The following is a 24,973-nucleotide window of genomic DNA, read 5'->3' on the forward strand; positions in this document are numbered from 1 at the left end:
ACAAATTACGTTATTTTACAAAGCCACTAAATCCAGAGGACCTTCCACCCCCCCCACATGTCTTGCCTTAAGCTCTTCTTTAGGTACATCGCTCCTATACCCTTGTTTTAATGCTTCTACAAAAGTATTCTTGGTAGTCAAAGCTTGAGTTTTTTCTTCTTTATTATGTTTTTCCAGCTTGGCTGCTAAATTGGCCGTTTCTCCAATTACTGTATATTCCAAACGATTTTCATAACCGATCACACCAACTACCACTTCACCAGAAGCCAGCCCAATTCCTACGCCAACTACTATATCTCCCTTTTGACGTCGATTTTCACTCCATACCATTATTGATGATATGATTTCATCGACCGTTCTTAAGGCATCAGCGGCATAAGTATTTGAGGGAGCCACAGCACCAAAACTTGCCAAGATACCATCCCCCATAAACTTATCAATACTTCCATTATTTTTTTGAATAATTGGTACAACCAAATGCTGATATTCACCCAATAGTCCAATCAATTCACTAGGAGACAAATTTGTTGATGCTTTGGTAAATCCTCTCATATCAATAAACATAATAGCAGCCTGGCGTAACTCACCATACCCCGCTTGTAATGATTTTTCAGAGGTCGTTATTTTTTCTACAACACTTGTATCAAAAAACCGAGATAAATCTTTTGCAGCACTGGTCTGCTCCACTGCTTGAAAAAGAGTGCGCTTGGCACGCGTCAATACCAAAGCAATAATTACTGTTACTAGTAAGACTGACAAAATGACATCAAATACAGCACCCAAATAAACACTCCGACTTGATGCAAAGGTTACATAATCCCATGTAATAACATTCATCCCTGAACTGGATAAAGTTTGCCAAACGATAATACTCCACCCAATGGCTGCCGTAAGCCCTGAAAGTATGACCCATAGAGGTTCAAACCGAAGTGCACGTAATGCAATCAAAATATAAACGTAATTAATATGGGGGTTTTTAAGATTAATGGTCGGTGTTGTTTCAAACTGCAGATAATAAGTCCATATAATAAATAATAACAAAGCCATTTCAGCAACTATGGAGAAACCAAGAAATATTGAATTCAATTGATTAGTATAGACAAACCACAATCTTGCTAATATTAAGATAGTAAATAACCACAAGCCTAAGGAAGAGGATTGAACAGGTGCGCCAGGAGAATATCCTGCTGAAGAAAAGAAATTGATAATACTTAATAGTACTATAACGCCTAATTGCACACCAGTAACCAATAATTCACCCGTGTACTGTTGGGCTTCTATCTCTTTCCTGACACGAATAGGCAACTTAGAGTAACTATACACTCCTTCCTCCCACTATACGTTCACACAATCCTTTAGGCAACATGATAAAAGCTTCTGGGTCACGATCCATCGTTGATTGTGAGGCACAAGAATGTAGAGAAGTGGCACAATCATTTTTTCCCGCGCGTGCCACGTTATAACAGCGCTCTCGTTTTACAACTATTTCTTTTGACGAAAGCCAATCGGTATACGTATATACGGAGGCAAGAGCAGCTCCTAAAGCAGCTGCAATTACTGTCGTATTTTGTACCTGACGTTTATTCATATTATTTTCCAACTGTTTTTAGAATGATTTCCCATTCTAAGCTAAATAATCTGCGACAACTTCTCCATAAGGCAATGTTAAATCGGTGATAAAATGTGAAACGGATACAATTTTTTTGATATAAAGATTGGAAATAGGAGCCAATGCATGTGGATGAAGCTCCAGACTACCTGGTCCCGTCCATGCCCCTTTCACCGTCACGTCTGTTAAATAAGTCTTAGTCAATTGATTAATTAAAGGAGTACCATCTACATCAGGAACATTTTTAAGTAAAAAGACCGGTTTTTTTACCGACTCCAAAACCTTTTCCGCATCTAATGGGCGATGTTTATATCCCATTGTCGCAATAGCAATATCAATACTCCCATACTTAAGAATACCAATGAGTGTGTCTTCTTCAACAAACAATTTTGGTTTGGCCAGTTTTTTTGGAAAACCCCATATTTCTCGACCACCAGCAATAGGAGCATGGCAATCAAGGAACATCGAAATAGTAAATCCTCCTTCTTCACCTTTATATCTCACCGGCACAACTTGACCTGATTCAGTGTAATCACCAAATCCAGTTGAATCAGGCATGCGGATAAATTCAAATTTAACTACCGGCTCTATTAACTCCATATCAGGAGGAAGAATGGCTTTCAAAAGTTCTGGATCGGTTTCATAAGATATAATAAAAAATTCGCGGTTATTAAATCGATAAGGGCCCGCTGGATAAGTATTTAGCCAACGAGGAACCGGCATATTAAATTCATTATTGATAATACTCTCTGAAGAATTAGCAGCAAATTTCTTGTCCATTAGTCCACTCCCTTTATATTTCCTTATAATCTTAACAAGATTAAATTAATCTCGAATTCCCCGTAAGCCCTCAAACCAATTAACTTGCTCCTGATTTATCTCCTGTCTTCAACGAATCATCTGTAATAAGTAAATTATTGGCGCGAAAAGTATAATAAGACCAAAGCCAATTTAAAATAACACTTAAACGATTTCGAGAGCCAACCAGAAAAAAGACATGCACCCCTCCCCAAAACCACCATGCAAGTTCTCCGCTGATTTTAAAGTTATTAAACTCCGCAACAGCCGCTTTACGGCCAACAGTAGCAAGACTCCCCAAATGAACGTATTTAAAAGGTTTATATTTTGATTGGTTATTATAAATCCTTTTAGAAATTACATTAGCCACATAAACACCCCCTTGTTTTGCAGCAGGCGCAATACCAGGTACTGGTTTACCTTTCCAGGCATTTGAAGCAGCGGTATCGCCTATCACAAAAATATTTGAGTAATTAGTTACTGTCAGATCGTCATTCACTTTGACACGGCCTGCTGGATCAGCTTCTACTTGAAGCCATTTTGCTGCCGGAGAAGCAGCAACACCCGCCGCCCAAAAGACTGATTTTGAATAAATTCTTTCATTATTAATAATCACACCATCGCCATCAATTTGCTCAACCATACTATTCACTAATACTTTGACACCCATACTTTCTAAAAAGCTCTGTGCTTTTGCCGAGATTTTTTCCGAAAAAGTGGGCAAAATCCGAGGCGTTGCCTGAACCAGGATAATATTTGCTGACGAGGGATCAAAATGACGAAATTCTTTTACGATTCCAAATCGTGCAAGTTCCACTATTGCCCCAGCAAGCTCAACACCAGTAGGTCCTGCCCCCACAATGACGAAATTTAGCAATTGCTTGCGTTCTTCTTCACTTTGAGCAAGTTCGGCTAGTTCAAACGCTCTAATGATGCGACTACGCACTGAGGTACCATCATTAATTGTTTTTAACCCTGGCGCATAAGGAGTCCAATTATCCTTACCAAAATAACTATGAGTTGCGCCTGTCGCTATCACCAAATAATCGTATGGAATTGTAAAATTATCAGCTATAACGAGTCGCTCCTCTTTATTAATATCTGAAACATCTCCCAATAATATTTCCACATTAAATTGCTCTAAAAATATGGAGCGAATCGAAATAGCAATATCAGCTGGCGAGAGACTTCCAGTAGCAATCTGGTATAAAAATGGCTGAAAAAGATGATAATTATGTCTATCAATCAAAGTGATTTTGACTGGCATATGACGTAATGTTTTAGCGCAAGCAATACCCCCAAACCCTGCGCCAATAATAACTACGCGTGGTAAGTTATCCAGGCTAAATGCCGGTTTACCAGAAAGCTGTGGATAATATTTCTTCAAAGCATTAAAAATCAAATGATCCAATGATAAGGTTCCTGGACCTGAAACAAATAAAATGGCCATCACCATCACCCAGTATAAATAAAAACCCGTTACTTCTGGGGTAAAACTAAAAAGAACAACGATTAATCCCAGAGCTGCAGCAAATCGGGTAGCAAAACCAAACCCCAAAAAAAGAGCAATAAATAATGAAAAATGGCTAAAAACAATTGATACCGAACTTAAAGGTAACCACGACATAAGCGGTTGCAACTTGTCAGGAGAAATTATTTCGACATATTGATTAACTAGCAAAAGTGAGATCATTAACCAAATACGTATAAGAAATAAAAACAAGCTTGAAAAAAATCCTCTTGTTTTCTCTACAAGAGTCACAATCGACATAGCAAATGGCAAAGGACTGCGTCTAAACCCTTGTTCGAATAAATTATCCAGAGAAAGCGGACCTGGTCCTCTCAACACATAGCCCAACATTAATGTGATCCAAAGCAAATTAAGATCTATGGGTTGATAATAAATTTGGGTCATAACAGCGAATACTGCAATAACCGCTGCCCCGCATCGGGTAAATAAACCAAAAAAAAGGGAAATACCGCCAACAAATTGTGCCAATATTCCTAACAGAGCCCCCGATTCAGGAGATAACCATGGAACTGGATATTCATTTTTGGCTAAATAAACTGCAGTATCCCAATGGTTAGCCAAAAGAATCGCAGAGACTAATACTTGCTGTGCTATCCATATTCGAAATGCCAAATCAATAACAGGCCATCCAATCCGTCCAAGAAAGTCAACAAAATCGGTAAAGATGTCAAAAAACCTTGCCACGTTTCTTGAGAAGGTACTGTTTTTTTGAGTTGTCGATACCTGATTTGCTTGTTGCATATAAAAATCCTTTTCAAAAAAGTTTTAAAAAATTCCTGTATTTCTAATAAATTTGGATTTAATTATAGCCACGAATTTAAATTATGTTGCGAACCATTGTTTTTACTTAAAGTTACAAGTATTCCTCAAGATCGATACTTGTCATTTTCCCAAGGTGCTTAAAATTTTCCTTTAACCATTCAGTTCCCTTGCTACGTCCCTCCTCATAAAGATGCTTGATAAACGACCACTCCGGATTTAATTTACTAGCCACTGTAGAAGATTGCATTGATACATCAGCACGAATTGCATGAATATAAAGTTTCTTAAGGTTATTTTTATACTCTTCTTTAATCCAACCACTGTCTATTAATTTAGTTACAAAAGCAATTGCCCGCATTTCACGCATTAATGAAGAATTAAAACTAATCTCATTGACTCGATTTAGAATTTCAGTTGCGGTTTCAGGAACGTGCTCACGATAAATGGGATTGATATGAAGAATTAAAATATCCCTGCAGTCGGAATTATAAATTAGAGGAAAAATGGCTGGATTTCCCATGTAGCCCCCATCCCAAAAAAAATCCTTCCCAATATTAACGGCTTGAAACATAAAAGGGAGACAAGTCGAAGCCATAACAGCATCTACTGAAATTTTTTTATTATCAAATACATTAATTTTACCTGTTTGAACATTAGTAGCAGAAACAAAAATTTTAATACTTTTGCAAGATTTGATTTTTTCAAAATCCACGGTTTTCTCTAAGATTTCTCTAAGTGGATTAAAGTTAAGAGGATTAAATTGATAGGGAGAAAGAATTTTGGTCATAAGGTCAAATATAAAATAGGACATTGAATTTTCAATTCCTACACCAAGCAGCTCTTCTAACGGAGTTTTTTTGAGTGGATTGTATATTTGCCCTGCATCACTAACCATCTTCCAAAATTGATGTAACGCTTCTCGAGCCCCTTCATTACCTCCCGTTGCCAATCCATGGGCAAGTACTGCGGCATTCATTGCTCCGGCACTGGTTGCGGAAATAGCATCAAAACTCACCCGACCATCTTCAAGAAACCTATCAATAATGCCCCAGGCTAGAGCACCATGAGCACCACCTCCTTGTAAAGCGAGGTTAATCATTTTGGTATCCTTTACCATAATAAAATACTCCTCTTCCTTTAAGTATGATTTATTAAAGTATAAGGTAAAGATCCAAGAAATGTTTTCTATTTTAAGTTGAGCAATAAATGTCTACAATCCTTTTCTCAATTTTTTAGAAATTCAATGTATCCTGTAATAAATTAAAAATGATACTATACTAATTACGTTATTTTATTAAATAACATATGGATTAATCACATATAACAAAGGATATGCATTATGAATAATATTTCTAAAATAACAATGGCTGCCGTTATGGCCGCCGGACTTTCAATTGCGACAATTCCAGCTAATGCCGATACTCCAAATGATATGGAAAAATGCCAAGGTGTGGCTAAGGCTGGCAAAAATGATTGTGGTACTGCTCAACACGCTTGTGCCGGTCAATCTAAAGCAGATGGCTCAGAAAAAGACTGGATTTACCTGCCCAAAGGTACTTGTGAAAAGCTTGTTAACGGAACAGTTAAAAGCTAAGTAGAATGGCAAATAATAATTCTATTAATCAAGCCGCGTGTTTTTCCGGATGTTCCGGCATTGGACTGCGGCTTGAACATATAGACGACATCTTAAATCGACAGCCCTCTGTCGATTATTTTGAAGTTCTCGCTGATAATTATATCCAGCACTCAGGAATTCAATTTAAGCAATTACTAAAAATTGCAGAATTTTATCCACTGAGTTTACATAGCATTGGATTATCAATTGCCACATCCTCTGAACCAGATTATCAATATTTGAAACAAATAAAGGATTTAGCTCGTTGTATGAATTCCAGCCTGATATCGGATCATCTCTGTTGGACTCATGCCAACAAATTTTTTACTCATGAGTTAGTTCCATTCCCTTATACTGAGGAAACGTTATTATTCATCATTGAAAAAACAAATCGAGTCCAGGAATATCTCAACCAGGCAATCATGTTTGAGAACGTTTCACGCTATGTAAGCTACCAGCAAAATACTTTAACCGAAGCTGAATTCCTTAATGAACTGAGCACAAAAACAGGTTGTGGAATTTTATTGGATGTTAATAATTTATATGTGAACTGGTATAACCATAACGACGATCTGGACAAATACCTCCAATCAATTAATGCCAAACACGTCTGGCAGATGCATCTTGGCGGCTTTTCAAAACAAGAGGGTTATTTACTGGATAGTCATAGCGATAAAGTTTATCAAGATGTTTGGCTGCTTTATGAAAAAGCTCAAAACCTCTTTGTAAATACCCCCACAATCATCGAGTGGGATAATAATTTACCTGATTTTTCTCTCTTATATGAAGAAATGTGTAAAGCAAAAGCCATAATAAAACGAGTAGCAGAGAGGAGCCTGAATCATTATGCGTAATACTCTCCTTGAGACGATTCAGCAGGAATGGATAGCGCAGTTTAGAAAAGAAGTTCAGTCAAATCAGTTATCCAATCGGTTCACTCCATCAAGATTTGATGGTATTGGTGTGTACCTCGAAAGCCATCATGCCACTTTATTTAATCATTTGAAATCAACCTTTCCACTCTGTTTGCGTTTAGTGGGCGATTCTTTCTGGTATGCTTTATTGCATCGTTACATTAATATTCATCAATCCACTCAATACGATATCAATCAATACGGTGATAGCCTCCCTCAATTTATTGCTCATTTTGAGCCAGCTAACGCAGTACCATACTTATATGAATTAAGCACCATTGAGTGGCATTGGCATACATTAAAGAGTATCTCACCCGCATGCTCTTTTGATTTTGAATCCTTTTCGCATCTAGATGATATTGGCTTTCAATCCTTATGTTTTCATCTAACACCAGGTTTAAAAATACTCAGTTCTGAATACCCTATTTACCAAATTTGGGCCATGAATTACTTTCAGGAAGAGAAAGAAATTCAAATATCAGGCTGTCCTGAAAAAGTTGTTATTTATCAACATAATGATTTATCCTGTATTATGCTAATCAGTAAGGAGGAATATCTTTTTCTGGAATTTTTATCCTCTGGAAACCAGATAACATGGCAAAAAGCAGTAGCTGAATTAAGTAAATGGATTAACGAAGAGAAAATTGGTGATCTTTTAACTAAAGCTCTTCGCTATCAATGGATCAATCGTTTTTCATTGGAGGCTATATGAAAACATTTATAGCAAAAACTTATTTATTGGCTGACAAATTCTTTGATTTCCTTGCCCCAATATTCATTCTCGTGACTCGACTTTATCTTGCTCAGGTTTTTTTCCTGTCTGGATTAACAAAAATAAGTAATTGGCAAGCGACACTTTTCTTGTTTCAAAACGAATACATGGTACCTATCATATCACCCACTTTCGCTGCCTATCTTGGAACAGCTTGCGAATTAGGTTTTCCTGTATTAATTGCATTAGGCATAGGTTCCAGAGCCGTTTTATTTGCGCTATTCCTATTTAATTTATTCGCCGTTTTCTCCTATAAATTTTTATGGACGCCGGACGGAGCTGTCGGTCTTACCGATCACATGCAATGGGGTATAATGATTTTAATGCTTCTATGTACTGGTCCCGGGAAGATATCGATTGATTATTTAATTAGACGATTTTATTTGAAATTAGATAAATAATTAAGCTTTGGGAAGAAAAGTAAGCCTCTTAACCTTCAGTATTAAATGTATTTCGCTATCCGCGATTGTGGAATGCGGATAGTCTTGATTTTAGGCTTGGTGATTCATGGTGTTTGTTGAGTTGGACTGATGGGCTTGCCAGCGTGTCCAGAGGTTTTTAGTGGATGGCATTGTAAGATGATGATGGGTAATGATGCAGGTGAGGTCTTAAGTATTGTTCAATCATAAGGTCATCATCCTAATTTCTGTAACCAGCGAACCAGCCAGCGAGTTTTATCGGAAAATAACTTTGGTGTATAAAATTCCCCAGCAACGCGTTTGCTGATTTCACTTAAGGTAGGATAAGCCGCAATCACATCCGTGAAGCTTCGTAACGTTTTTCCCTCACGAATCGCCATAACCCAAGGCAAAATAAGTTCGCCGGCATGGGGACCAACAATAGTAACCCCTAAAACTCTCCCTTTCTTATCGGTGATGATTTTAATTTTTCCGTTTAGAGTGCACTCGGTTTGAGCACGGTCATTGTTCACAAAAGGCCATTCCGTGATTTGAGTATCGGGACGTTTTTGCGTATCAGTAGCCAATAATCCTACATGCGCTAATTCAGGCTCGGTATAAGTAACCCAGGGTACGGCATTATAATCCACTTTGGCAGGCCATTTAAAAACAACGTTGCGAAGCACAATACCCGCCTGATATCCTGCCATATGGGTAAACTGATAAGGCCCTACGACATCGCCCAATGCATAAATTTTTTTATTGCTGGTTTGTAAGCGCTGATTGACTTCAATGCCCTTAGGTGTGTAATTGACATTGGCTTTTTCTAAATCAAGGCCATCCACATTGGCACGACGACCGGTAGCAATGAGCAAATGACTGCCGCTAATCGTTGAGGCTTCATTTTGATACTCAAAAGATACAATGATACCAGTATCAGGATGAGCCTCTATCTCTTGTACCTTGGCTTGTTCATAAATAGTCATGTTCATCTCCTCCAATTGCTGACGTATTACAGCAACACAATCAGCATCATCTTTTGGAAGAATATTTAATCCTTCTAAGATAGTAACTTTAGAACCTAACATGGCAAAAGCTTGAGCTAATTCACAACCAATCGGCCCGCCACCAATCACGATTAAGTGTTTGGGTTGTTCTTGTAAATCAAAAATGGTCTCATTGGTCAGATAAGGTACGGAACTTATACCAGGAATGGATGGGATAAAAGGGGAAGAACCTGTCGCTATCGCAAACCGTTTAGCGCGGATAATTTGATTGCCCACTTGCATGGCATCAGGCGCTATAAATTTCCCAGCGGATTGAATGGTTCTTACTCCCAGTGATGCAAAACGCTCAACGGAGTCATGTTCAGCAATATTGGCAATGACTTGATGAACATGTTGCATCACTTGAGGAAAAGCAAATGAAAGACCTTGAGTATGAATGCCAAAACGAGATGCTTGCTTTAAATGATAAAAAGTTTTGGCCGCGGCCAATAAGGATTTGGACGGCACACAGCCATAATTTAAACAATCACCACCCATTTTTCCTGACTCGAGCAAGAGAACGTTAAGTCCTAATTGCGCACTACCAGCCGCCAAGCTTAAGCCCCCAGCTCCACCACCAATAATGGCTAAATCGCAGTTTATTTTCTCGCTCATGGTTGTCGTCCTTGTCGTTTTCGACTAAACAATTGATACAGTGCGGGGATTAGTGACAGAGCGGCTAAAGCCAGCAAAGGTCCTAATACCTGTGGTTCAAAAATAATCCCAAGATTCGGTGTTTGATTGGTGGCAAACACTTGACTTAAGCCATTGCCCACCAGGACATAGACTAATGAACCCGGAATGATGCCAATCACGGTTGCAGTAATGAAGGTTTTGGCGCTCACGTTCAACAAAGCCGGCACAATATTCACGACCCAAAAAGGAAACAAAGGAATGAGTCGCAAGGTCAATAAATAGGAGAATGCATTACGCTGAAAGCCCTTGCGCATGCGTTCAACCCAGCCAGAGGCTTTCTTGGCGAGCCATTCACCTAAAGCGGTGCGTACTGCAAAAAAGAGTAATGTTGCCCCTAGGGTGGCGCTGATGACGACCAGCAGAGCACCAATGAAAACACCGAATAAGAAACCAGAGGCTAGGGTAAGAAACACCGCTCCTGGAATGGAAATCGCAACAACCAGGGTGTAGCAACTCATAAAAAGCAATACACTCAAGACGAAATTAGCTTTCGTCCAGGAAAGGAGTAAGGCACGATGTTCTCTAAAGGTGGCAAAACTTAAGTATCTATCTAAGCGAAAAATAAAGAATAGGCTCAATAATCCCAGCAATATAAGCAAAGGCAGCCATCGGCGTAACATTGTTTTAGCCATGACTATTATCCTTGTTCATTGTTAACTCCTTTTAATTGATTTAACCATTATAAATGGTGGTTTGGTAAGCTTGGAGAAATTGCTTAATCATCGACACTTGTTCATGCACCAAATGAGCGTTGTTGGTGGCGCGTGCTAGAGTAAAAAGCTCCAAAATATTGGCCACTAAAAACGAGCTTAAGGGTTGGGACTCTACCCGAAAACAGGGGCATTTTAATCCAGTTAGTCTAGTCTAACCCTTTGATTTGACCGTCAAAAGGAAGATTAAAATGCCCAAGAAAGATTGTATCCTAAACTTACCGGGATATTCTATTAAAAAGATGAGTGGAGAGAACCCGGTTTTTATCGAAGTCACTTATCGTTGTGTTGTTCACTGAGTTCATCGTGGTAATAAGAAATTACGTAAAAAAGACAGTTTCATCAGGCGAATACGTCATGAGTCAATTGGATTGCGTCGTAGTTACTTGTGTATCAAGGCTCATAAGTATTATTGTCCTGCTTGTGGTCGCTATTTTAATCAACGATTTCCTGGGATAGGTAAGTATCAAAGAGCGAGCGAGAGTTTGCGTAAACAGGTGTTTCACTATCATAGAAAAGGAGTCATTCAGAAGGATTTGGCTCGCGACTTAAAGCTGGGTAAATCGACTGTAGAGAGCGCTGGTATCATTACGGTTATGAGCTTCTCAATAAGCTTAATAAATCAGAGTCCTAAAAAAAATATGAGATTGCATTTTTAGTGCACGTTTATTCTTTCAAATTAATAAAAGATAAATTACAACCATACCCCTTTTCATTTTTATGATAAGAGCGACGACAGCTGAAAAAGCGTTTTTCATCCTTATAGGTATCTATATCAACATAGGAAATATAGGATACCGAAAGATTTTTTAATTTTTTGAGTACGTACATCCGCAGATCAAACATAAAAAAATTATTTCTAACTGAGGGTATAAATAACTCTAAATTAGTTTCATCATCGTTGATGAACATTTTATAAAATTCTGAATCAACCTCATAAGATTCTTGTGCTATACATGGGCCGATTGAAGATACAATGTTTTCAGTTTTTGCACCTAAATCAAGCATTTTACTGATACACGACTCGATAATACCGGCTCTAGCTGAACGCCATCCAGCATGCGCAATTCCGATTACCTGCTGCTCTGTATCTGCAAATAATAAAACAGGACAATCTGCACTCAATGCACCGAGTACTATATTTTTATGATTTGTCACCATCGCATCAGCGTGGACCAAGGTATTCTCATCCCAAGACCTATCAACAATAATTGTTTTATCACTATACATATCCGTAAACATCCTGAGACTAGAAGGGGCTTTTCCCAAATGAGACATTACTCGATGTCTATTCTCACGTACATGATCTTTATTATCACGATAATAAGAGCAATTAAGTGAGGAATAAGCCCCTTCACTTATTCCGCCAGTGCGAGTAAAAAAACCATGTTCTATAGAACTAATACTTTCTAATAAACAATCAGTTAAAAACTCTAGTCTTACGTTCATTGATTAATCCTCTATTTTAATTTTACTTAAAAATTCTAAAACCCGAAAAGACAATTGCCTTTCATTGAGGGAATAATACAGGCTTTATTTCATTTTGTGCTACGGACACGGCAACTGGTGATTGTGGGGTAAGTTTTGCAAACTCAATGAACGGACCATCTGTGTTTCAACAAGTATCAGAACCTATTGTTGGTGATATAAGGCCCTTGTTTCAATGGTTATCTAAATATTGTAATTTTAATGATGTAAAATGACCCGAAAAACGAGATGCTATAGTTCATTCGATTCACTTATTAGCAGGCTTTATCTCATTAACAGAAGCGATAGATTTAACTATGGCAACAGGACGAGCAATGGCAGGGCTATTGGCAATTTTGCTGAATTTGAACGAGAAATTTTGCGGGAAAGAGTTAAGGAAGACATTGCATATGCTAGAAATAAAGGAAAAACTCATGTCCGGCCTGCAACCACAAAAAATATGAGCAAGAAGTAATTTTGTTATTTAAACAAGTACAAAGTTAATCTGAAATTGGTATTATCCGTATTTCTGTGAGAAGAATTCTCAGCTGAAAACAATGAGAAGAAGATTAAGAACATTTTTATGGAATACAGATGTATATGTTACATATAATCCGATATACATCGATACTAGACTTGATATTGATCCATAATGCTATAGTAGTAAATACCTATTTATATCAGCCTATAGATAAGCAGAAGATTCGGTTATTAGATACCTCTATTTTCATATTCATAAGGTTTATTATGGTAACTAGGCTATTCATATTATTTTCAATGGCTGGAATGCTGTTTTTTTCAACAACGCAAGCAGCTTCACTATCTGCAGTAGAACAACAAATTAGTAAATATATAACTCAACAAAAAGATGAACAGCTTTCTCTATTGGAAAAATTAGTCAATATTAATAGTGGTACTGCTAATATTTCTGGCGTTCGACAGGTTGGAGAAATTTTACGATTGCAATTTGAACAACTGGGATTTAAAACGCGATGGGTAGAAGAACCTGCTAACATGCATCGAGCAGCTACATTGATTGTAGAGCGTAAAGGTACAATAGGGAAGAAACTACTACTCATAGGTCACTTAGATACAGTTTTCCCAGAGGATAGTTTGTTCCAAAAATTTGAGCGATATGAAAATATTGCCACAGGACCAGGTGTGATTGATGATAAAGGAGGAGATCTTGTTATCCTTTATGCATTAAAAGCGTTGCAGGCTGCTCATGCTCTCGATAATACTACCATTACTGTCGTGTTAACTGGTGACGAAGAAGATTCTGGAAAACCCACTTCTATTTCAAGAAAACCATTATTTGACGCTGCCCAGGATAGTGATATTGCTTTAGACTTTGAGTGGGCTATTACTTCTAATACAGCAACCATTTCTCGCAGAGGTATTACTAATTGGATGATTGAAGCGCAAGGAAATGAGGCTCACTCTTCCGAAATTTTTCAGAAATCAGCTGGCTACGGAGCTATTTTTGAGTTAGCACGCATCCTTAACACCATGCTTACACAACTTTCAGGAGAAAAATATTTATCTCTTAGCCCAGGACTTATTTTTGGGGGAACGACTATTAGTTATGACAAAAATAAGTCGCAAGGCTCGGTCTTCGGAAAAGGGAATGTCATTCCCAGAACTGCAATGACAAAAGGAGATTTACGGTTTTTAACTGCTCACCAAAAACTAGATGCAGAGAAACGAATTTTAGCAATCGTGAAAAAACATTTGCCTGGCACTACTGCTTCAATTAATTTCAAAGATGGAGTTCCCGCCATGCCACCTAGTTCTAGTAATTTAGAACTATTGAAAAAATATAGCCGTGTAAGTAATGATTTAGAATATGGTCCAATTCAGCCTCTTGATCCAGGAGTTCGCGGTGCTGGTGATATTTCTCATATAGCATCTATAGTATCTGCTAATTTGGCCGGGTTGGGCGCGTTAGGGACTGGGGCTCATTCAACAAAAGAAACATTAAATATTGATTCGTTACCCATCCAGACACAACGCGCGGCCTTATTAATTTACCGACTGACGCACGTTAAAGAGTAATCTGTAAATTTATACTATGGACAATTAAGTTGCATTTAGCGATTGGGCGGGCACAGGTTGACAGTTAGTGTGAATTTTAACATTAAATGGTCCTTTTCGTCAGGCTCCCGGCCTGACCTCTTCACATGCAATTGAAAATATTGTTGGATCTTCTTCCCTAATTATAAAATTATATAAAGTAACTACATCAGTATGGGGTATCAAAATAACAAAATTTACTTTTCTTGGGCTTGTATAGGTAATATTTCGTGCACTAAATTCATTACTTAGTTCCAAATACATTAGTTCGTCAGTTGTCCAGAATCTGGTAGGATTAAAATTAATAATTATAAAATTGGATGCCTTTTTTCAGCCTCTTTCGCTTCATGTATTTTTTCATTACTCATAAAAACCAGTTATCGATGCTCTTCACAAGTTGTGATTGAAAGCACAACAATAGTCATGCTTTATTTCTGCTCGTATCTAATTAAAAAATCTCTGAAATTTCAATCGTTCAGTGGCTTTGTTTATTAAGGTTTTGTCACAAAAATGCCAAGGAACGGACAAACTGATTTATTATCAAATGAACTCGATCGAGTAAATTGCCTTAAATTAAATCCAAATACCACTATATAGCCAGTACTCTCGGTCGTTTTATTAGATTTCATGTGACTTTGATCCATTAGTTTGGTGTGACCAATGAGCAGCTTAATACCCGCATCCCTATTTAAATGTAACACCTAGTAAGAGGTAAGTGATTTTAATACTGCATTACACGAAGAAAATGCTCAATTTAAGCAGCAATACCTGCGTGTACTAGAACAATTTAAATTAGCGCAACAACGACACCTTGCCCGTTCGTCTGAATCGAATATCCTGCAAATGGAATTGCAATTTGATGAAGCAGAAGCCGTTCTCCCAGAAGAATTACCGCAAGAAGACAACACCGTCACCGTGACTTACACGCTTCACATTGCCTGCCGCTTTACCACGCGAGGTCATTGAGCACGATATTCCTGAGCAAGGATAAACACTGTGCTTGCGGTTGCAGAAAGCAGCGTATTGGCGAGGAAGTCACTGAGCAATTAGAAATCATTCCAGCACAACTGAAAGTTATTGCCCATATACGTCGCAATCGCTGCGACGACGGCGTGAGCATTGCACCCATACCTACACTCTTTCTATCAAAGAGTATGGCCACACCCAGTTTAGTGGCTCACACCCTGGTCAGTAAATACCAAGACCATTTGCCCCTCTATCGACAGGAGAAAATCTGGCAACGCTTAGGCGTTGAGATGCCTCGCAATACAATTTGTAGTTGGATAATGAATGCAGCCGAAGTTTGTATGCCTATGCGAGAAGCTTTAATCAACACCTTACTTGCATCAGATTATATTCAGGCCGACGAAACAACGCTGCAAGTGATGGGTGAGGACAATCGAAAAAATACCTCAACAGTTTCATGTGGGTTTATAAAAGTGCCAAGCCTGATAAACCAGTCATTTTTTTGATTACCGCCAAACAAGACAAGCCTGTTGCTGAAAGAAATCTTGCATGAATTTAAAGGCTATCTGCAAACCGATGGCTATAGTGGGTACGACTGGCTTGACGATAACCCAAACATCATTCATTCAGGCTGTATGGCACATGCTCGCCGTCCTTTTGCTAAATTGGTTAAGCTGGCTAAGACCACCGGCAAGTCGCTAATCAGTGCAATCCTTTTGACTATCTTCGGATAGCTTTTTGAAAATATCCTATTCTGTAAATATCAGGACGATTATATCCAATTACTTCCTTTCAATAGTAATTTAAACAATCCCTAAAATCCTATCTGTAGTTGGCAGAACGCATACCTTAACACAGGCAAAACTCAGGTCTACAATGGCTTGATTACAATCAATATGATAATATATAAATCGATTAGACATAAATTGGATAATAAAGTTTTTCCTGCTCGTAATTAAAACCTCAAGAGATTGTTGATTATTATACAAATTTATAAATTATTTCAGGAGTAAACAATGCAATCAAAACGTGACCGCTTTTTTGCAAACGACCAACCAACTGCATCAGAGGCAGGGGTTAATTTACCAGCATTGAGCGATCTTGATCCAATAATTAGAGAAAAGGAGTTGCCACCGGATGATCATCGTTGGGAGGCAAATAAGAAACGGGCTTCAGATGCTCGAACAGAAGTGGGTACAGGCGACAAACTCTGTACAGACGACATTGCACAGCCAATCATAAGTGAGGGATTTACTTCTTGTCGACCATTCATAATAGTTAACGTGGATACCCAAAATACTATTTTTCTCCATTGTAACAACAAACTAACGATAAGACAGGCTGCACTATTGTATTTTTTCCTTCAAGAAGAGGGTAATAAGCAAGGAGTATATTTGAAGAAGGGGAGCCTACCAGGCTTTTCGATGCCTACTTTCGTACAATATCTTAAGGAAAGGGTAGAAATGAAATCAATAGGATTTCGGAATTTTTGCGACGTAATCTTTTTGCCCAAAGAAGGATGTATCCTAAGACGTTCTCATAGGAGTAATACGATTTTGGAAGATAGGCCTTTTGATAGTTCCTATTATTCTGCCCTTGAAAAAGGGCATGTTAAATCAAAAGAATCAATTGAAAAACAAGCGGAAGAATTTGTAGCGAACTGGGAGCGAGGTGAGCAATTAAATAAGGCATTATATCCTTTAGTTAAAAATAAGAATGTTGGTGAGATAAAGAATCTCTTGAGGGATTCAGGTAAAAATATTTCCCAGATTATTAAACCGAATATTTATGATCTGCTTAATTATGAGGAAAGAAAAAGTTTTTCTAATTATAGCAGTCATAATTTGAATTTTTCACGTCTTATTAGATTAGTTACTCTAGACCTAGATGGAGGTAGAATTGATAAACATTGTTTGACAAAAGAAGGGCTGCAAAAATCGCTAGAATGTTTTAAGCTGCTTGATGACTTGCTTTTGCAAGCTGGAAACATAGACGAGTCGCATAGCTTTTTTATAGCATCTGTTAATTTAATTGAGGAAATTGCTGAAAATAAAAAGTATACCCATCTAATGGAATGCCAGGAATTTACAGCGCTGGTCGAGTTTACGAGAAAATCAGCTACTGATTCTTCAGATAAAAAACGGCTGGAAGAAGTAGAATTAAAGGCGAATATTATGAAATCCAAATTTGAGAAGTTTGATGAATTACCAACAGAGCTTCAATTCGAAACAGACAAAGTTTATCAACCATGATTTAGCAAACCTTTCTATGACATCAAGAGAGCATTTGGCTTTATTTAAACCTATGATCCTAGAAAAAGCAGTTGAGTCCTACTGCGCAAGCTAATGGCACTGAATATGCTCGCTACGGACTCAACTGCTTTTCTAGGATGAATTGATATTTGTAAATTATTGCATCATGTGGCGCGCGGGGAACATGAAGCGGTTGAAGCAATGTTAAAGTAAAGACATAACTCATGTTACGCACGAGCAATTTTAAGCGGCCATATTTTTAAGCTCCTGCCAAGCAATCTGGTTGGCTCTTATGATTAGTTTGTACTTAATGGCAAAGTGATTTAATTGGGTTTTTATTTTCAACATTTCCAACTTGCAGTAAGCAATAATAGAAGTATAAATATGATTGCACTGTGTTTTGACAGTTCGAGTGGGTGACCTGGTCAAACTTGCATTTTGCTTAATTGACTTGTGATACTCTTCAATCCGCCACCGTTTCTGGTACACTTCATAAAGACGTTCGGCACTACTTGGCATATCATTAGAAACAAGATAGAGAATTCCTGTTGAACCATTTTCGTTTTTGAAAATCTTTTTCAGGAGCCTCACGGGGAAGCCTAGGCCTTTAAGCCAGACTGTGTGGGCCACATCCTCTTCAAGTTCTAATGCTTTTACTTGTCGGTACCGTCCGTTTTTGGCATCGTTTTCAGATAAAGCTAACGTGCGGTTAGACTTAATCCCAATGATAAACGATTTGTGAAGGCCTTTATGGATGTGAACCATATTGGCCTTCGAGCCAAACCAGTTGTCCGCTAGCACATAATCAAACATCACCTTATTGGTAATGGCCTGGGCAATCAGGTTTTGAAATAATTGATTTTTAGTTACCGAGGACTTTCTTCTCGTTTGCCTGGTCTTAATATCACTATAGATGATATCTTTTTTAATCACCTCATATCCTATGGGAACACTGAAATCATCATAGCGAATCATGCACGACAGGATATTTATCCCTTTGAGCACAACCCCTTTGACATGAGAGTAATGCCAGCAATTCACTTCATTCTCATCGGTGTAGGGTTTCTCTTCGATGGAATCATCAAGTATCAATACTCCACCAACAGTTTCTTGCGACCTAACTGGTTTTTTTATATAGCGCCAAAGTGATTTTGAGCTAAAATCCTCAAGACGAAGAAATCGCGTCACCTTGTCATGTGCAAATGCTCCATCAACCAAATCAGACAATCCGGTAGCTGTCGCATATTTGTTTTGGAAAATTAAATAATCACTATAAAGATCAAGCATATCCATGTAATTCCCTCCCTAAAATTAAGGGAAGAACTCTAATGCTTTTTAGTCAATCTGCAAGTCCATGTGCGTAACATGAGTTAAGAGTTAAGGTTTTGTGTTCTTGATTATTTGCCCCCGGAAATGGGGAAGAGCCCGATTTAGCCATGGATGGCTTAAATCTATCACGAGCTTAGCGACACAATCGTTAGTGCAGTGAGAGAGTAGTCAATTATTTGTGTTCTTGATTTAGGCCCCCGTAATTGGGAAAGACCCAGCTATTTATCAATTTCAGCAACAACTGCACTCACTATTAATGAAAAGGGCATTAACACAGCATGAGTGCCGTAAAGTAATACCTACTTTCTTAGACATGTTGTCTGAGTTAAAGCAAAGTGGTTTTAAAGCATTAGCCTCATTAGGTAAAACACTGTGTACTTGGAAAGATGAAGTGGCCAGAATGTGGCGATTTAGTAAATCAAATAGAATAACAGAAGGCTTTCATCGCAAAATGAAACTCATTCAGCGAAGGGCTTATGGTTTTAGAAATTTTGAAAATTATAGAGTACGTGTTAGGGTGCTCTGCGGGTGATTAAAGCTGCCCCCTTAAATGGGAAAGAGCCGTAATTTTTTACAAGTACACCTAGCAGAATTTTTTATTTTTTATGGGTTTAACTAAGAAGATGCAACTGACTGATTTCAAAGGGGATTTATTGGTCGGGACGGAAGGATTTGAACCTTCGACCACTAGCACCCCATGCTAGTACGCTACCAGGCTGCGCTACGCCCCGACTTGGTGGCAAATGATAACTAAGTCCGGAAGAAATAACAAGAGCTTATGAGATGCTTACTCTCTTTATAACCTGGATTCATGTTACATTTATTTTTACGGAATGATTCTTTTGGAGCTTTCTGAAAGAATAAAACCACATGCATTAATTCCTAATCTGCATAAAGCTTGCTTTTTTTCTTTTTGTATTGTCCAGTATGAACCATAGGGCTTCACAAATTGATTTACTGAGGGCGATAAGTGAATGGTCATCCATAAATAAGTTCCTTTATCTTTTGGATTTGGCCAGTGATAATAACAAACCAAGTTATTGTTCTCATTAATCAGCGCCTGCATAAAACCTACTCTGTTGGGTGCTTCCCATCCCTGATAATCCATCTGCCAGTACAATTTTCCTACTTGGAATACTTCAGGATTATATTGATGTTCTTTAACAATTTGGGGTGGAGGACAAAAATGGAGCGCTTTAGCCATTGGTTGTGTTTTATTCAAAATTTTTTCTAAAACCACATGAATTAATCGATGATAGTGGGCTCCGATTACAACACCGATAACAAAAATTACGAGAATTAAGAAAATAATTTTTAAATATGAATACACTTAAAAGCCCCCTGGTAACTCTTCAAGACTTCTGTAAGGCACTTGAAGAGTATCATGATTACAATAATGTTTTAATCTTTTGAGCTTCAAATTTAGAGTGTGAAATTTGAATATAGTGTTTGCAACTGAGTAATTCTGCGTATTGCAAATTACCTATTGCATTATTTAACATCTCTTTTGCTATATCGGAAGAGTCCTCCATAATAAAAAGAGCCGCAGAGCCCATTTGCGTGAATGCCATATAGAGTTTGTTGCTGCAAGTTATTCTTTCCTGGCTATCCACTAGAGAAACAATCACCCGGGAAAGATCATAACACTGATTGGCCAAAAATTCTTTGCTTGGCCCGGACTGCACATTCATACTAAAGACAGGCAAACTTAATATTATCGCTCTTTTTAAAATCATTTTAACCATAGATACTCCTGTAAGTTGCTCAATAAACCTGTTTTATTTCACACAATCCTATGCATGAAAAATAAGTTCTACTTTGAGAAAAAAGAAACTTCCCTATTAAACTGTACTGATGCCAATGACATTGAAGCTTAGTGAAACGGAGTGTAAACCCGGCTTGAGTTTCCGGGTTAAGATTAAAGTCATTGATCTTAGTGCCCAATCACTTTGTTCTTGATTAAGCAAAAGCATTAATGCCTGTAATATGTTTTCCTAATACCAGAGTATGAACGTTATCCGTACCCTCGTACGTAAAGACTGATTCTAAATTAAGCATGTGACGAATCACATGATATTCAAGGCTGATTCCATTTGCTCCTAATAGATTCCTGCATTTTCGCGCAATGTTCAATGCCTCACGGCAGGCATTGCCCTTAGCAAGAGAAATCATCACTGGATTCTCACGATGATTATCTTTTATTCGGCCTATCTGTAAATTAAGACATTGTGCCTTAATAATCTCAGTATACATATCTGCCAGATCTTTTTGAATAAGCTGGAAAGTAGCTAATGGCTTGTTAAACTGTTTACGCTCTAATAGATAGTCGCGAGTAATATCAAAACATGCCATCGCAGCCCCCATAGCCCCCCAAGCAATTCCGTATCGTGCCTGACTTAAACAACTTAAAGGAGCGCCTATACCTTTTTCACTACCGGGAAGATAATTTTCATCAGGGACAAACACATTATCAAAAACCAATTCTCCAGTAATGGATGCGCGTAATGACATTTTCAATTTGATTTCAGGGCGGCTTAATCCTTCAGAGTCCGTATTCACAATAAAACCACGAATACCTTCATCGGTTTTTGCCCAAACAATAGCGATATCAGCAATTGGTGAATTGGTTATCCACATTTTTGCGCCATTCAAACTCCAGCCGCCCTTAACTTTTTTGGCAGTAGTTCTCATACCCGCTGGATCCGAGCCAAAATCAGGTTCAGTCAAACCAAAGCAACCGATGATCTCGCCTGTAGCCATTCCTGGTAAAAAACGCACGCGTTGCTCTTCCGAACCATAACGATAAATAGGATACATACATAAGGAACTTTGTACCGAAACAAAGCTGCGTAATCCACTATCACCACGCTCGAGTTCCTGGCAAACTAAACCGTAGGCTACATAGGATGCTTCAGCACCGCCATATTCTGCAGGCAAGGTCAATCCTAATAAACCTAACTCTGCAGATTTTCTAATAAGCTCGCGTGGAAATTGAGCATGTTCAAAAGACTCAGCCATTAAAGGCATTACATCGTTGCTGACGAAACGCGCTAGACTATCTCGTATCATGCGTTCATCACTATTCAACTGCTCATCAAGAAACAACAAGTCGTCCACTTTCTTTCTCCCTTTTATCAGACTGTAACGCAATTACGGCTTCAATAATACTTTCTTTGCTGGGTAACAAATACTGCCAAGCATTACCCAAGGGAATAAAGCAATCTTTACCGGTAATTCGTTTGATTTTCAACCTGGATGAGGCTTCTTCTAACAATAAGGTCATCAAGCCTTCGCTAACTGAACCACTTTGTCTGCCCTCATCCACAATGAGTACCTGTTTTGCTTTGGTTAACTCTTTCAAAATTGCTTTACCCGGCAAGGGGCTAAGCCAACGCAAATCCACTATTTTCACAGAAATGTTGTGCTCTTCTTGCAGCACTGCCGCTGCTTGCCGCGATAAATAATACCCATTGGCATAGGTTAAAATAACCGTTGCACCTTCGCCAAACACACCTACTTCACCCGGTGTAATCATGGCATCTGGAGCTGGATAATTAAAAAGCCATCCATTATCACCTGGCACATGCAAGTCTTTAGTCATATATAAAGCAATAGGCTCTAAAAAGACAACCACCCTCCCTTCTTCATAAGCCAAACGCATACACGTACGTAACATTTTTGCGGCGTCTGGTCCATTTGAAGGACATGCGACAATCACTCCTGGCAAATCGCGTAATACTGCAATGGAGTTATCATTATGGAAATGGCCGCCAAATCCTTTTTGATACGCCAATGAGGCGATACGTAGAACCATAGGATTTTGATATTGGCCACTGGAAAAAAAGGATAATGTGGATGCTTCACCACGTAGCTGATCTTCTGCATTGTGCAAATAAGCCAAAAACTGAATTTCCGGAACGGGAATAAACCCATTGTGCGCCATGCCAATTGCTGTTCCTATAATTGTTGTTTCATCCAAAAGCGTGTCGAATACCCGGCGTTTTCCAAAACGAGCCTGCAGATCAGCAGTCACTCGATAAACACCGCCTTTTTTGCCTACATCTTCACCAAATACCAGCATATTTGGGTATTGCAGCATTAAATCTGTCAAAGCAAAATTAATCTGCTGGCATAAATTTCGTTTTTGGCCTAATTGTGAAAATGCATTAGCAAAAACTTCTGCCCGCCTTTCTTCGCTAGGTAGAGGAAACGCTTGTTTTTTAGGCATGCTAGGAATTAACGAAGACATTACTGCTTCAGCACTGGATAGTTTGGGTTGTCTTATCGCATCTACTGCTTTCGCTTCAATTAAATCTTTATTATTGTGGTAAAGACTCAGCATGTCTTGAACTGTCATCCAACCTTCGCGATAAAGAAGACCGGCCGTATGCAACAAAGGATCTTGAGCTTCTCTTGCTTCTATTTCAGCTGGCGTACAATATTGTGATTCAATATCAGAGCCTGCATGACCCAATAAACGCACACAACGCATATGCAAAAAAACAGGTTGTTTTTTTATACGCGCCAAATATTCTGCTTCTTGTGCACTCGCATACGCATCAGCGATATTCAAACCATCACAAGAAATATAATGCAATCCAGGTCGAGCTCGTACAGAACGCTCTATCCAATCCGATGGAGTAGGTACAGAAATTCCAATTCCATTGTCTTCGCAAATAAACACTATTGGTAAAGGATAATTTTGCTGTGTAATCCATGAACAAGAGTTTAAAGTTGCTTGAGCCGAAGCATGATTCGTTGATGCATCACCAAAGGAGCAAATGATGACTGAATCTGGATTTAAATTGCTGTGAATATTTATTTCTTTTGCTCGTGTAATTGATAACGCAGCACCTAAAGCCTTAGGTAAATGGGATGCAATTGTTGAGGTTTGCGGCGGGATATTTAAAGGAACACTACCAAAAACTTTATGGCGCCCTCCTGAAATCGGATCAGTTGCCGCAGCAACTAAAGAAAATAAAATATCCCTAACACCGTCTACACCTTGTAATTTCTTGGCGCGTTGCAAATAAAAAGCGCCGCTTCGATAATGCAAAAATGCCATGTCGTCTGGACGAAAAACTTGCCCCCAAACCGCATTACCTTCATGTCCACTGCTGCCTATAGTATAAAAAGACAAGCCTTTTTCCTTAAGCTGTCTGGCAATCAAATCAAGGAGACGTGATTTAATTTGCGAATCAAAAAGCTCTATAGCCGTTTTTTTATCCAATTCCGCCGTTTCCGGACTCATTATACTTTTGGGTTTTGGAAAGTCCGCTTGCTCTACCCGCTTTAAAAATTGCTCATCAACAATAATGGTCCTGTCTAACATCACTACATCCTGTTGAGTATTTTCTATGAAGAGATGATGAGTATATACTGATTCAAAATGAACAGGAAGAATGAGTTTGTATCATCAGCTAAAAGGCTATTTGTATCGCCTACAGCTTGGGTGATAGCGCTCTTGATAATCCCGGGTTTCACTTCGCTCATCCAAGCGACAACAAACTGAATATGCTCAAATCTTGAGATAAGTGACCAAATAATCTACACTTCTTTTGAAAGCATCCATTAAAGGGGATTTCATAATGAAATGGATTATTCTGTTAGGAAGTGTTGTTTTGATGACAGGATGTTGTTGTACCAATGGTGTTACATACTACACACCAGCCTATACACCTGTTTACGCGCGAACAGTTACGTACAGGCCGGTCGCTGTCACACCTGTTGTTACACGTGTTGTAACGCCTGTTGTTCAACCTGTTAGGGTTTATTCTTACCCAGTAGGTCCTCTAGATGTGACTACAACAACTATTGATTTTTATTAATTATAAAAATAAATCCTGGGTGAAGGCTGGGCCGTAACCCAGGATTTATAAACTGTCTCGCAAAAAATCTGTCTTACCATATTAAGGTCTGTTGCCAATTCGCTAGCTCGAGCCAAATGGTATGATCTTAGAACAAAACGCAGCATACATAGAGCATGTGAATAGTGAAGCACATAAAATCCCACCATTTTGGCTAAGATAGTAGAA

At 38.5% G+C, this 24,973-nt stretch carries 20 protein-coding genes, 1 tRNA gene and 3 pseudogenes; 10 read left to right on the forward strand and 14 right to left on the reverse strand.

What is annotated here, in order from left to right; genetic code table 11:
• Window positions 1-15: 15 nt before the first annotated feature.
• From Ltuc_RS08445 to Ltuc_RS08465, 5 genes are all read right to left on the reverse strand, one after another.
• A complete protein-coding gene (locus Ltuc_RS08445) occupies window positions 16-1,323 on the reverse strand; it encodes an adenylate/guanylate cyclase domain-containing protein (protein WP_058520835.1) in 1,308 nt (435 codons plus the stop codon).
• The gene (locus tag Ltuc_RS08450) at window positions 1,316-1,588 is read right to left on the reverse strand and encodes a BufA1 family periplasmic bufferin-type metallophore (RefSeq protein ID WP_058520836.1); all 273 of its coding nucleotides are present in this window, start codon (window positions 1,586-1,588) and stop codon (window positions 1,316-1,318) included. The genes Ltuc_RS08445 and Ltuc_RS08450 overlap by 8 nt, the downstream gene beginning before the upstream one ends.
• A gap of 36 nt (window positions 1,589-1,624) precedes the next feature.
• A complete protein-coding gene (locus tag Ltuc_RS08455; RefSeq protein ID WP_083498064.1) occupies window positions 1,625-2,389 on the reverse strand; it encodes an acetoacetate decarboxylase in 765 nt (254 codons plus the stop codon).
• A gap of 79 nt (window positions 2,390-2,468) precedes the next feature.
• Entirely contained in the window at window positions 2,469-4,679 is a 2,211-nt protein-coding gene (locus Ltuc_RS08460) for an FAD-dependent oxidoreductase (RefSeq protein WP_058520837.1), read from the reverse strand.
• Between the two features lie 112 nt (window positions 4,680-4,791).
• Window positions 4,792-5,817, reverse strand: a complete 1,026-nt coding sequence (locus tag Ltuc_RS08465; RefSeq protein ID WP_058520838.1) for a patatin-like phospholipase family protein — start codon at window positions 5,815-5,817, stop codon at window positions 4,792-4,794.
• A 222-nt stretch (window positions 5,818-6,039) separates the two neighbouring features.
• Between Ltuc_RS08465 and Ltuc_RS08470 the strand changes: the two genes are divergently transcribed.
• From Ltuc_RS08470 to Ltuc_RS08485, 4 genes are read left to right on the forward strand one after another with little or no spacing between them, the layout of a single operon-like run.
• A complete protein-coding gene (locus tag Ltuc_RS08470) occupies window positions 6,040-6,294 on the forward strand; it encodes a BufA1 family periplasmic bufferin-type metallophore (RefSeq protein ID WP_058520839.1) in 255 nt (84 codons plus the stop codon).
• Between the two features lie 5 nt (window positions 6,295-6,299).
• Window positions 6,300-7,169, forward strand: coding sequence for an MbnB/TglH/ChrH family RiPP precursor modification enzyme (locus Ltuc_RS08475; RefSeq protein WP_058520840.1), 870 nt, complete (start codon window positions 6,300-6,302; stop codon window positions 7,167-7,169).
• The gene (locus Ltuc_RS08480) at window positions 7,162-7,941 is read left to right on the forward strand and encodes an HvfC/BufC N-terminal domain-containing protein (RefSeq protein ID WP_058520841.1); all 780 of its coding nucleotides are present in this window, start codon (window positions 7,162-7,164) and stop codon (window positions 7,939-7,941) included. The genes Ltuc_RS08475 and Ltuc_RS08480 overlap by 8 nt, the downstream gene beginning before the upstream one ends.
• Window positions 7,938-8,402: a DoxX family protein gene (locus tag Ltuc_RS08485; protein ID WP_058520842.1), complete on the forward strand. Its 465-nt coding sequence runs from the start codon at window positions 7,938-7,940 to the stop codon at window positions 8,400-8,402. Before Ltuc_RS08480 ends, Ltuc_RS08485 begins: the two co-directional genes overlap by 4 nt.
• 233 nt (window positions 8,403-8,635) lie before the next feature.
• On the opposite strand, the gene Ltuc_RS08490 is transcribed toward Ltuc_RS08485, so the two are convergent.
• Together Ltuc_RS08490 and Ltuc_RS15685 are read right to left on the reverse strand one after the other, a co-directional pair.
• The gene (locus tag Ltuc_RS08490; RefSeq protein ID WP_058520843.1) at window positions 8,636-10,060 is read right to left on the reverse strand and encodes a dihydrolipoyl dehydrogenase family protein; all 1,425 of its coding nucleotides are present in this window, start codon (window positions 10,058-10,060) and stop codon (window positions 8,636-8,638) included.
• The gene (locus Ltuc_RS15685; protein ID WP_083498065.1) at window positions 10,057-10,773 is read right to left on the reverse strand and encodes a TVP38/TMEM64 family protein; all 717 of its coding nucleotides are present in this window, start codon (window positions 10,771-10,773) and stop codon (window positions 10,057-10,059) included. The genes Ltuc_RS08490 and Ltuc_RS15685 overlap by 4 nt, the downstream gene beginning before the upstream one ends.
• A 269-nt stretch (window positions 10,774-11,042) precedes the next feature.
• On the opposite strand from Ltuc_RS15685, the pseudogene Ltuc_RS15035 reads away from it, so the two are divergent.
• Window positions 11,043-11,464, forward strand: a pseudogene (locus Ltuc_RS15035) (helix-turn-helix domain-containing protein); the annotation flags it as partial.
• 53 nt (window positions 11,465-11,517) lie between these two features.
• Here Ltuc_RS15035 and pgeF read toward each other — a convergent pair.
• Entirely contained in the window at window positions 11,518-12,300 is a 783-nt protein-coding gene (pgeF, locus tag Ltuc_RS08500; RefSeq protein ID WP_058520844.1) for a peptidoglycan editing factor PgeF, read from the reverse strand.
• 765 nt (window positions 12,301-13,065) lie between these two features.
• On the opposite strand from pgeF, the gene Ltuc_RS08505 reads away from it, so the two are divergent.
• The 3 genes and pseudogenes from Ltuc_RS08505 (at window position 13,066) to Ltuc_RS08515 (ending at window position 17,609) form a co-directional block, all read left to right on the forward strand.
• Window positions 13,066-14,373, forward strand: a complete 1,308-nt coding sequence (locus Ltuc_RS08505) for a M20/M25/M40 family metallo-hydrolase (RefSeq protein ID WP_238584094.1) — start codon at window positions 13,066-13,068, stop codon at window positions 14,371-14,373.
• 980 nt (window positions 14,374-15,353) lie between these two features.
• Window positions 15,354-16,091, forward strand: a pseudogene (tnpC, locus tag Ltuc_RS15045) (IS66 family transposase).
• Between the two features lie 282 nt (window positions 16,092-16,373).
• Window positions 16,374-17,609, forward strand: coding sequence for a vWA domain-containing protein (locus tag Ltuc_RS08515; RefSeq protein ID WP_058520847.1), 1,236 nt, complete (start codon window positions 16,374-16,376; stop codon window positions 17,607-17,609).
• A gap of 243 nt (window positions 17,610-17,852) precedes the next feature.
• Here the strand turns inward: Ltuc_RS08515 and Ltuc_RS14840 are convergent, their stop codons facing one another.
• Window positions 17,853-18,902: an IS701 family transposase gene (locus Ltuc_RS14840; RefSeq protein WP_065236214.1), complete on the reverse strand. Its 1,050-nt coding sequence runs from the start codon at window positions 18,900-18,902 to the stop codon at window positions 17,853-17,855.
• Between the two features lie 232 nt (window positions 18,903-19,134).
• Here Ltuc_RS14840 and Ltuc_RS08525 point away from each other — a divergent pair.
• A pseudogene (locus Ltuc_RS08525) lies at window positions 19,135-19,470 on the forward strand (transposase); the annotation flags it as partial.
• Between the two features lie 122 nt (window positions 19,471-19,592).
• On the opposite strand, the gene Ltuc_RS08530 reads toward Ltuc_RS08525, so the two are convergent.
• The 5 genes from Ltuc_RS08530 to Ltuc_RS08550 all read right to left on the reverse strand — a co-directional run bounded on the left by Ltuc_RS08530 (window position 19,593) and on the right by Ltuc_RS08550 (window position 24,270).
• A tRNA-Pro gene (locus Ltuc_RS08530) sits at window positions 19,593-19,669 on the reverse strand.
• Window positions 19,670-19,764: 95 nt separating this feature from the next.
• Window positions 19,765-20,268, reverse strand: a complete 504-nt coding sequence (locus Ltuc_RS08535) for a hypothetical protein (protein WP_058520849.1) — start codon at window positions 20,266-20,268, stop codon at window positions 19,765-19,767.
• 58 nt (window positions 20,269-20,326) lie between these two features.
• Window positions 20,327-20,683, reverse strand: a complete 357-nt coding sequence (locus Ltuc_RS08540; protein WP_058520850.1) for a hypothetical protein — start codon at window positions 20,681-20,683, stop codon at window positions 20,327-20,329.
• 214 nt (window positions 20,684-20,897) lie between these two features.
• Window positions 20,898-22,055, reverse strand: a complete 1,158-nt coding sequence (locus Ltuc_RS08545; RefSeq protein ID WP_058520851.1) for an acyl-CoA dehydrogenase family protein — start codon at window positions 22,053-22,055, stop codon at window positions 20,898-20,900.
• On the reverse strand, window positions 22,033-24,270 hold the full coding sequence (locus tag Ltuc_RS08550; protein WP_058520852.1) for a dehydrogenase E1 component subunit alpha/beta: 2,238 nt from the start codon (window positions 24,268-24,270) through the stop codon (window positions 22,033-22,035). Before Ltuc_RS08550 ends, Ltuc_RS08545 begins: the two co-directional genes overlap by 23 nt.
• Before the next feature lie 256 nt (window positions 24,271-24,526).
• Here Ltuc_RS08550 and Ltuc_RS08555 point away from each other — a divergent pair, with 256 nt between their 5' ends.
• A complete protein-coding gene (locus tag Ltuc_RS08555) occupies window positions 24,527-24,766 on the forward strand; it encodes a hypothetical protein (RefSeq protein WP_058520853.1) in 240 nt (79 codons plus the stop codon).
• Window positions 24,767-24,973 lie beyond the last annotated feature (207 nt).

The organism is Legionella tucsonensis (assembly GCF_001468035.1).
In the GTDB taxonomy this organism is placed as follows: domain Bacteria; phylum Pseudomonadota; class Gammaproteobacteria; order Legionellales; family Legionellaceae; genus Legionella; species Legionella tucsonensis.

Bases quoted from the DNA above. Each gene is read 5' to 3' on its own strand.
- Ltuc_RS08450 (WP_058520836.1), bottom strand. From the start codon at position 1,588: ATGAATAAACGTCAGGTACAAAATACGACAGTAATTGCAGCTGCTTTA.
- Ltuc_RS08455 (WP_083498064.1), bottom strand. From the start codon at position 2,389: ATGGACAAGAAATTTGCTGCTAATTCTTCAGAGAGTATTATCAATAAT.
- Ltuc_RS08460 (WP_058520837.1), bottom strand. From the start codon at position 4,679: ATGCAACAAGCAAATCAGGTATCGACAACTCAAAAAAACAGTACCTTC.
- Ltuc_RS08465 (WP_058520838.1), bottom strand. From the start codon at position 5,817: ATGGTAAAGGATACCAAAATGATTAACCTCGCTTTACAAGGAGGTGGT.
- Ltuc_RS08470 (WP_058520839.1), top strand. From the start codon at position 6,040: ATGAATAATATTTCTAAAATAACAATGGCTGCCGTTATGGCCGCCGGA.
- Ltuc_RS08475 (WP_058520840.1), top strand. From the start codon at position 6,300: ATGGCAAATAATAATTCTATTAATCAAGCCGCGTGTTTTTCCGGATGT.
- Ltuc_RS08480 (WP_058520841.1), top strand. From the start codon at position 7,162: ATGCGTAATACTCTCCTTGAGACGATTCAGCAGGAATGGATAGCGCAG.
- Ltuc_RS08485 (WP_058520842.1), top strand. From the start codon at position 7,938: ATGAAAACATTTATAGCAAAAACTTATTTATTGGCTGACAAATTCTTT.
- Ltuc_RS08490 (WP_058520843.1), bottom strand. From the start codon at position 10,060: ATGAGCGAGAAAATAAACTGCGATTTAGCCATTATTGGTGGTGGAGCT.
- Ltuc_RS15685 (WP_083498065.1), bottom strand. From the start codon at position 10,773: ATGGCTAAAACAATGTTACGCCGATGGCTGCCTTTGCTTATATTGCTG.
- pgeF (WP_058520844.1), bottom strand. From the start codon at position 12,300: ATGAACGTAAGACTAGAGTTTTTAACTGATTGTTTATTAGAAAGTATT.
- Ltuc_RS08505 (WP_238584094.1), top strand. From the start codon at position 13,066: ATGGTAACTAGGCTATTCATATTATTTTCAATGGCTGGAATGCTGTTT.
- Ltuc_RS08515 (WP_058520847.1), top strand. From the start codon at position 16,374: ATGCAATCAAAACGTGACCGCTTTTTTGCAAACGACCAACCAACTGCA.
- Ltuc_RS14840 (WP_065236214.1), bottom strand. From the start codon at position 18,902: ATGGATATGCTTGATCTTTATAGTGATTATTTAATTTTCCAAAACAAA.
- Ltuc_RS08540 (WP_058520850.1), bottom strand. From the start codon at position 20,683: ATGGTTAAAATGATTTTAAAAAGAGCGATAATATTAAGTTTGCCTGTC.
- Ltuc_RS08550 (WP_058520852.1), bottom strand. From the start codon at position 24,270: ATGTTAGACAGGACCATTATTGTTGATGAGCAATTTTTAAAGCGGGTA.
- Ltuc_RS08555 (WP_058520853.1), top strand. From the start codon at position 24,527: ATGAAATGGATTATTCTGTTAGGAAGTGTTGTTTTGATGACAGGATGT.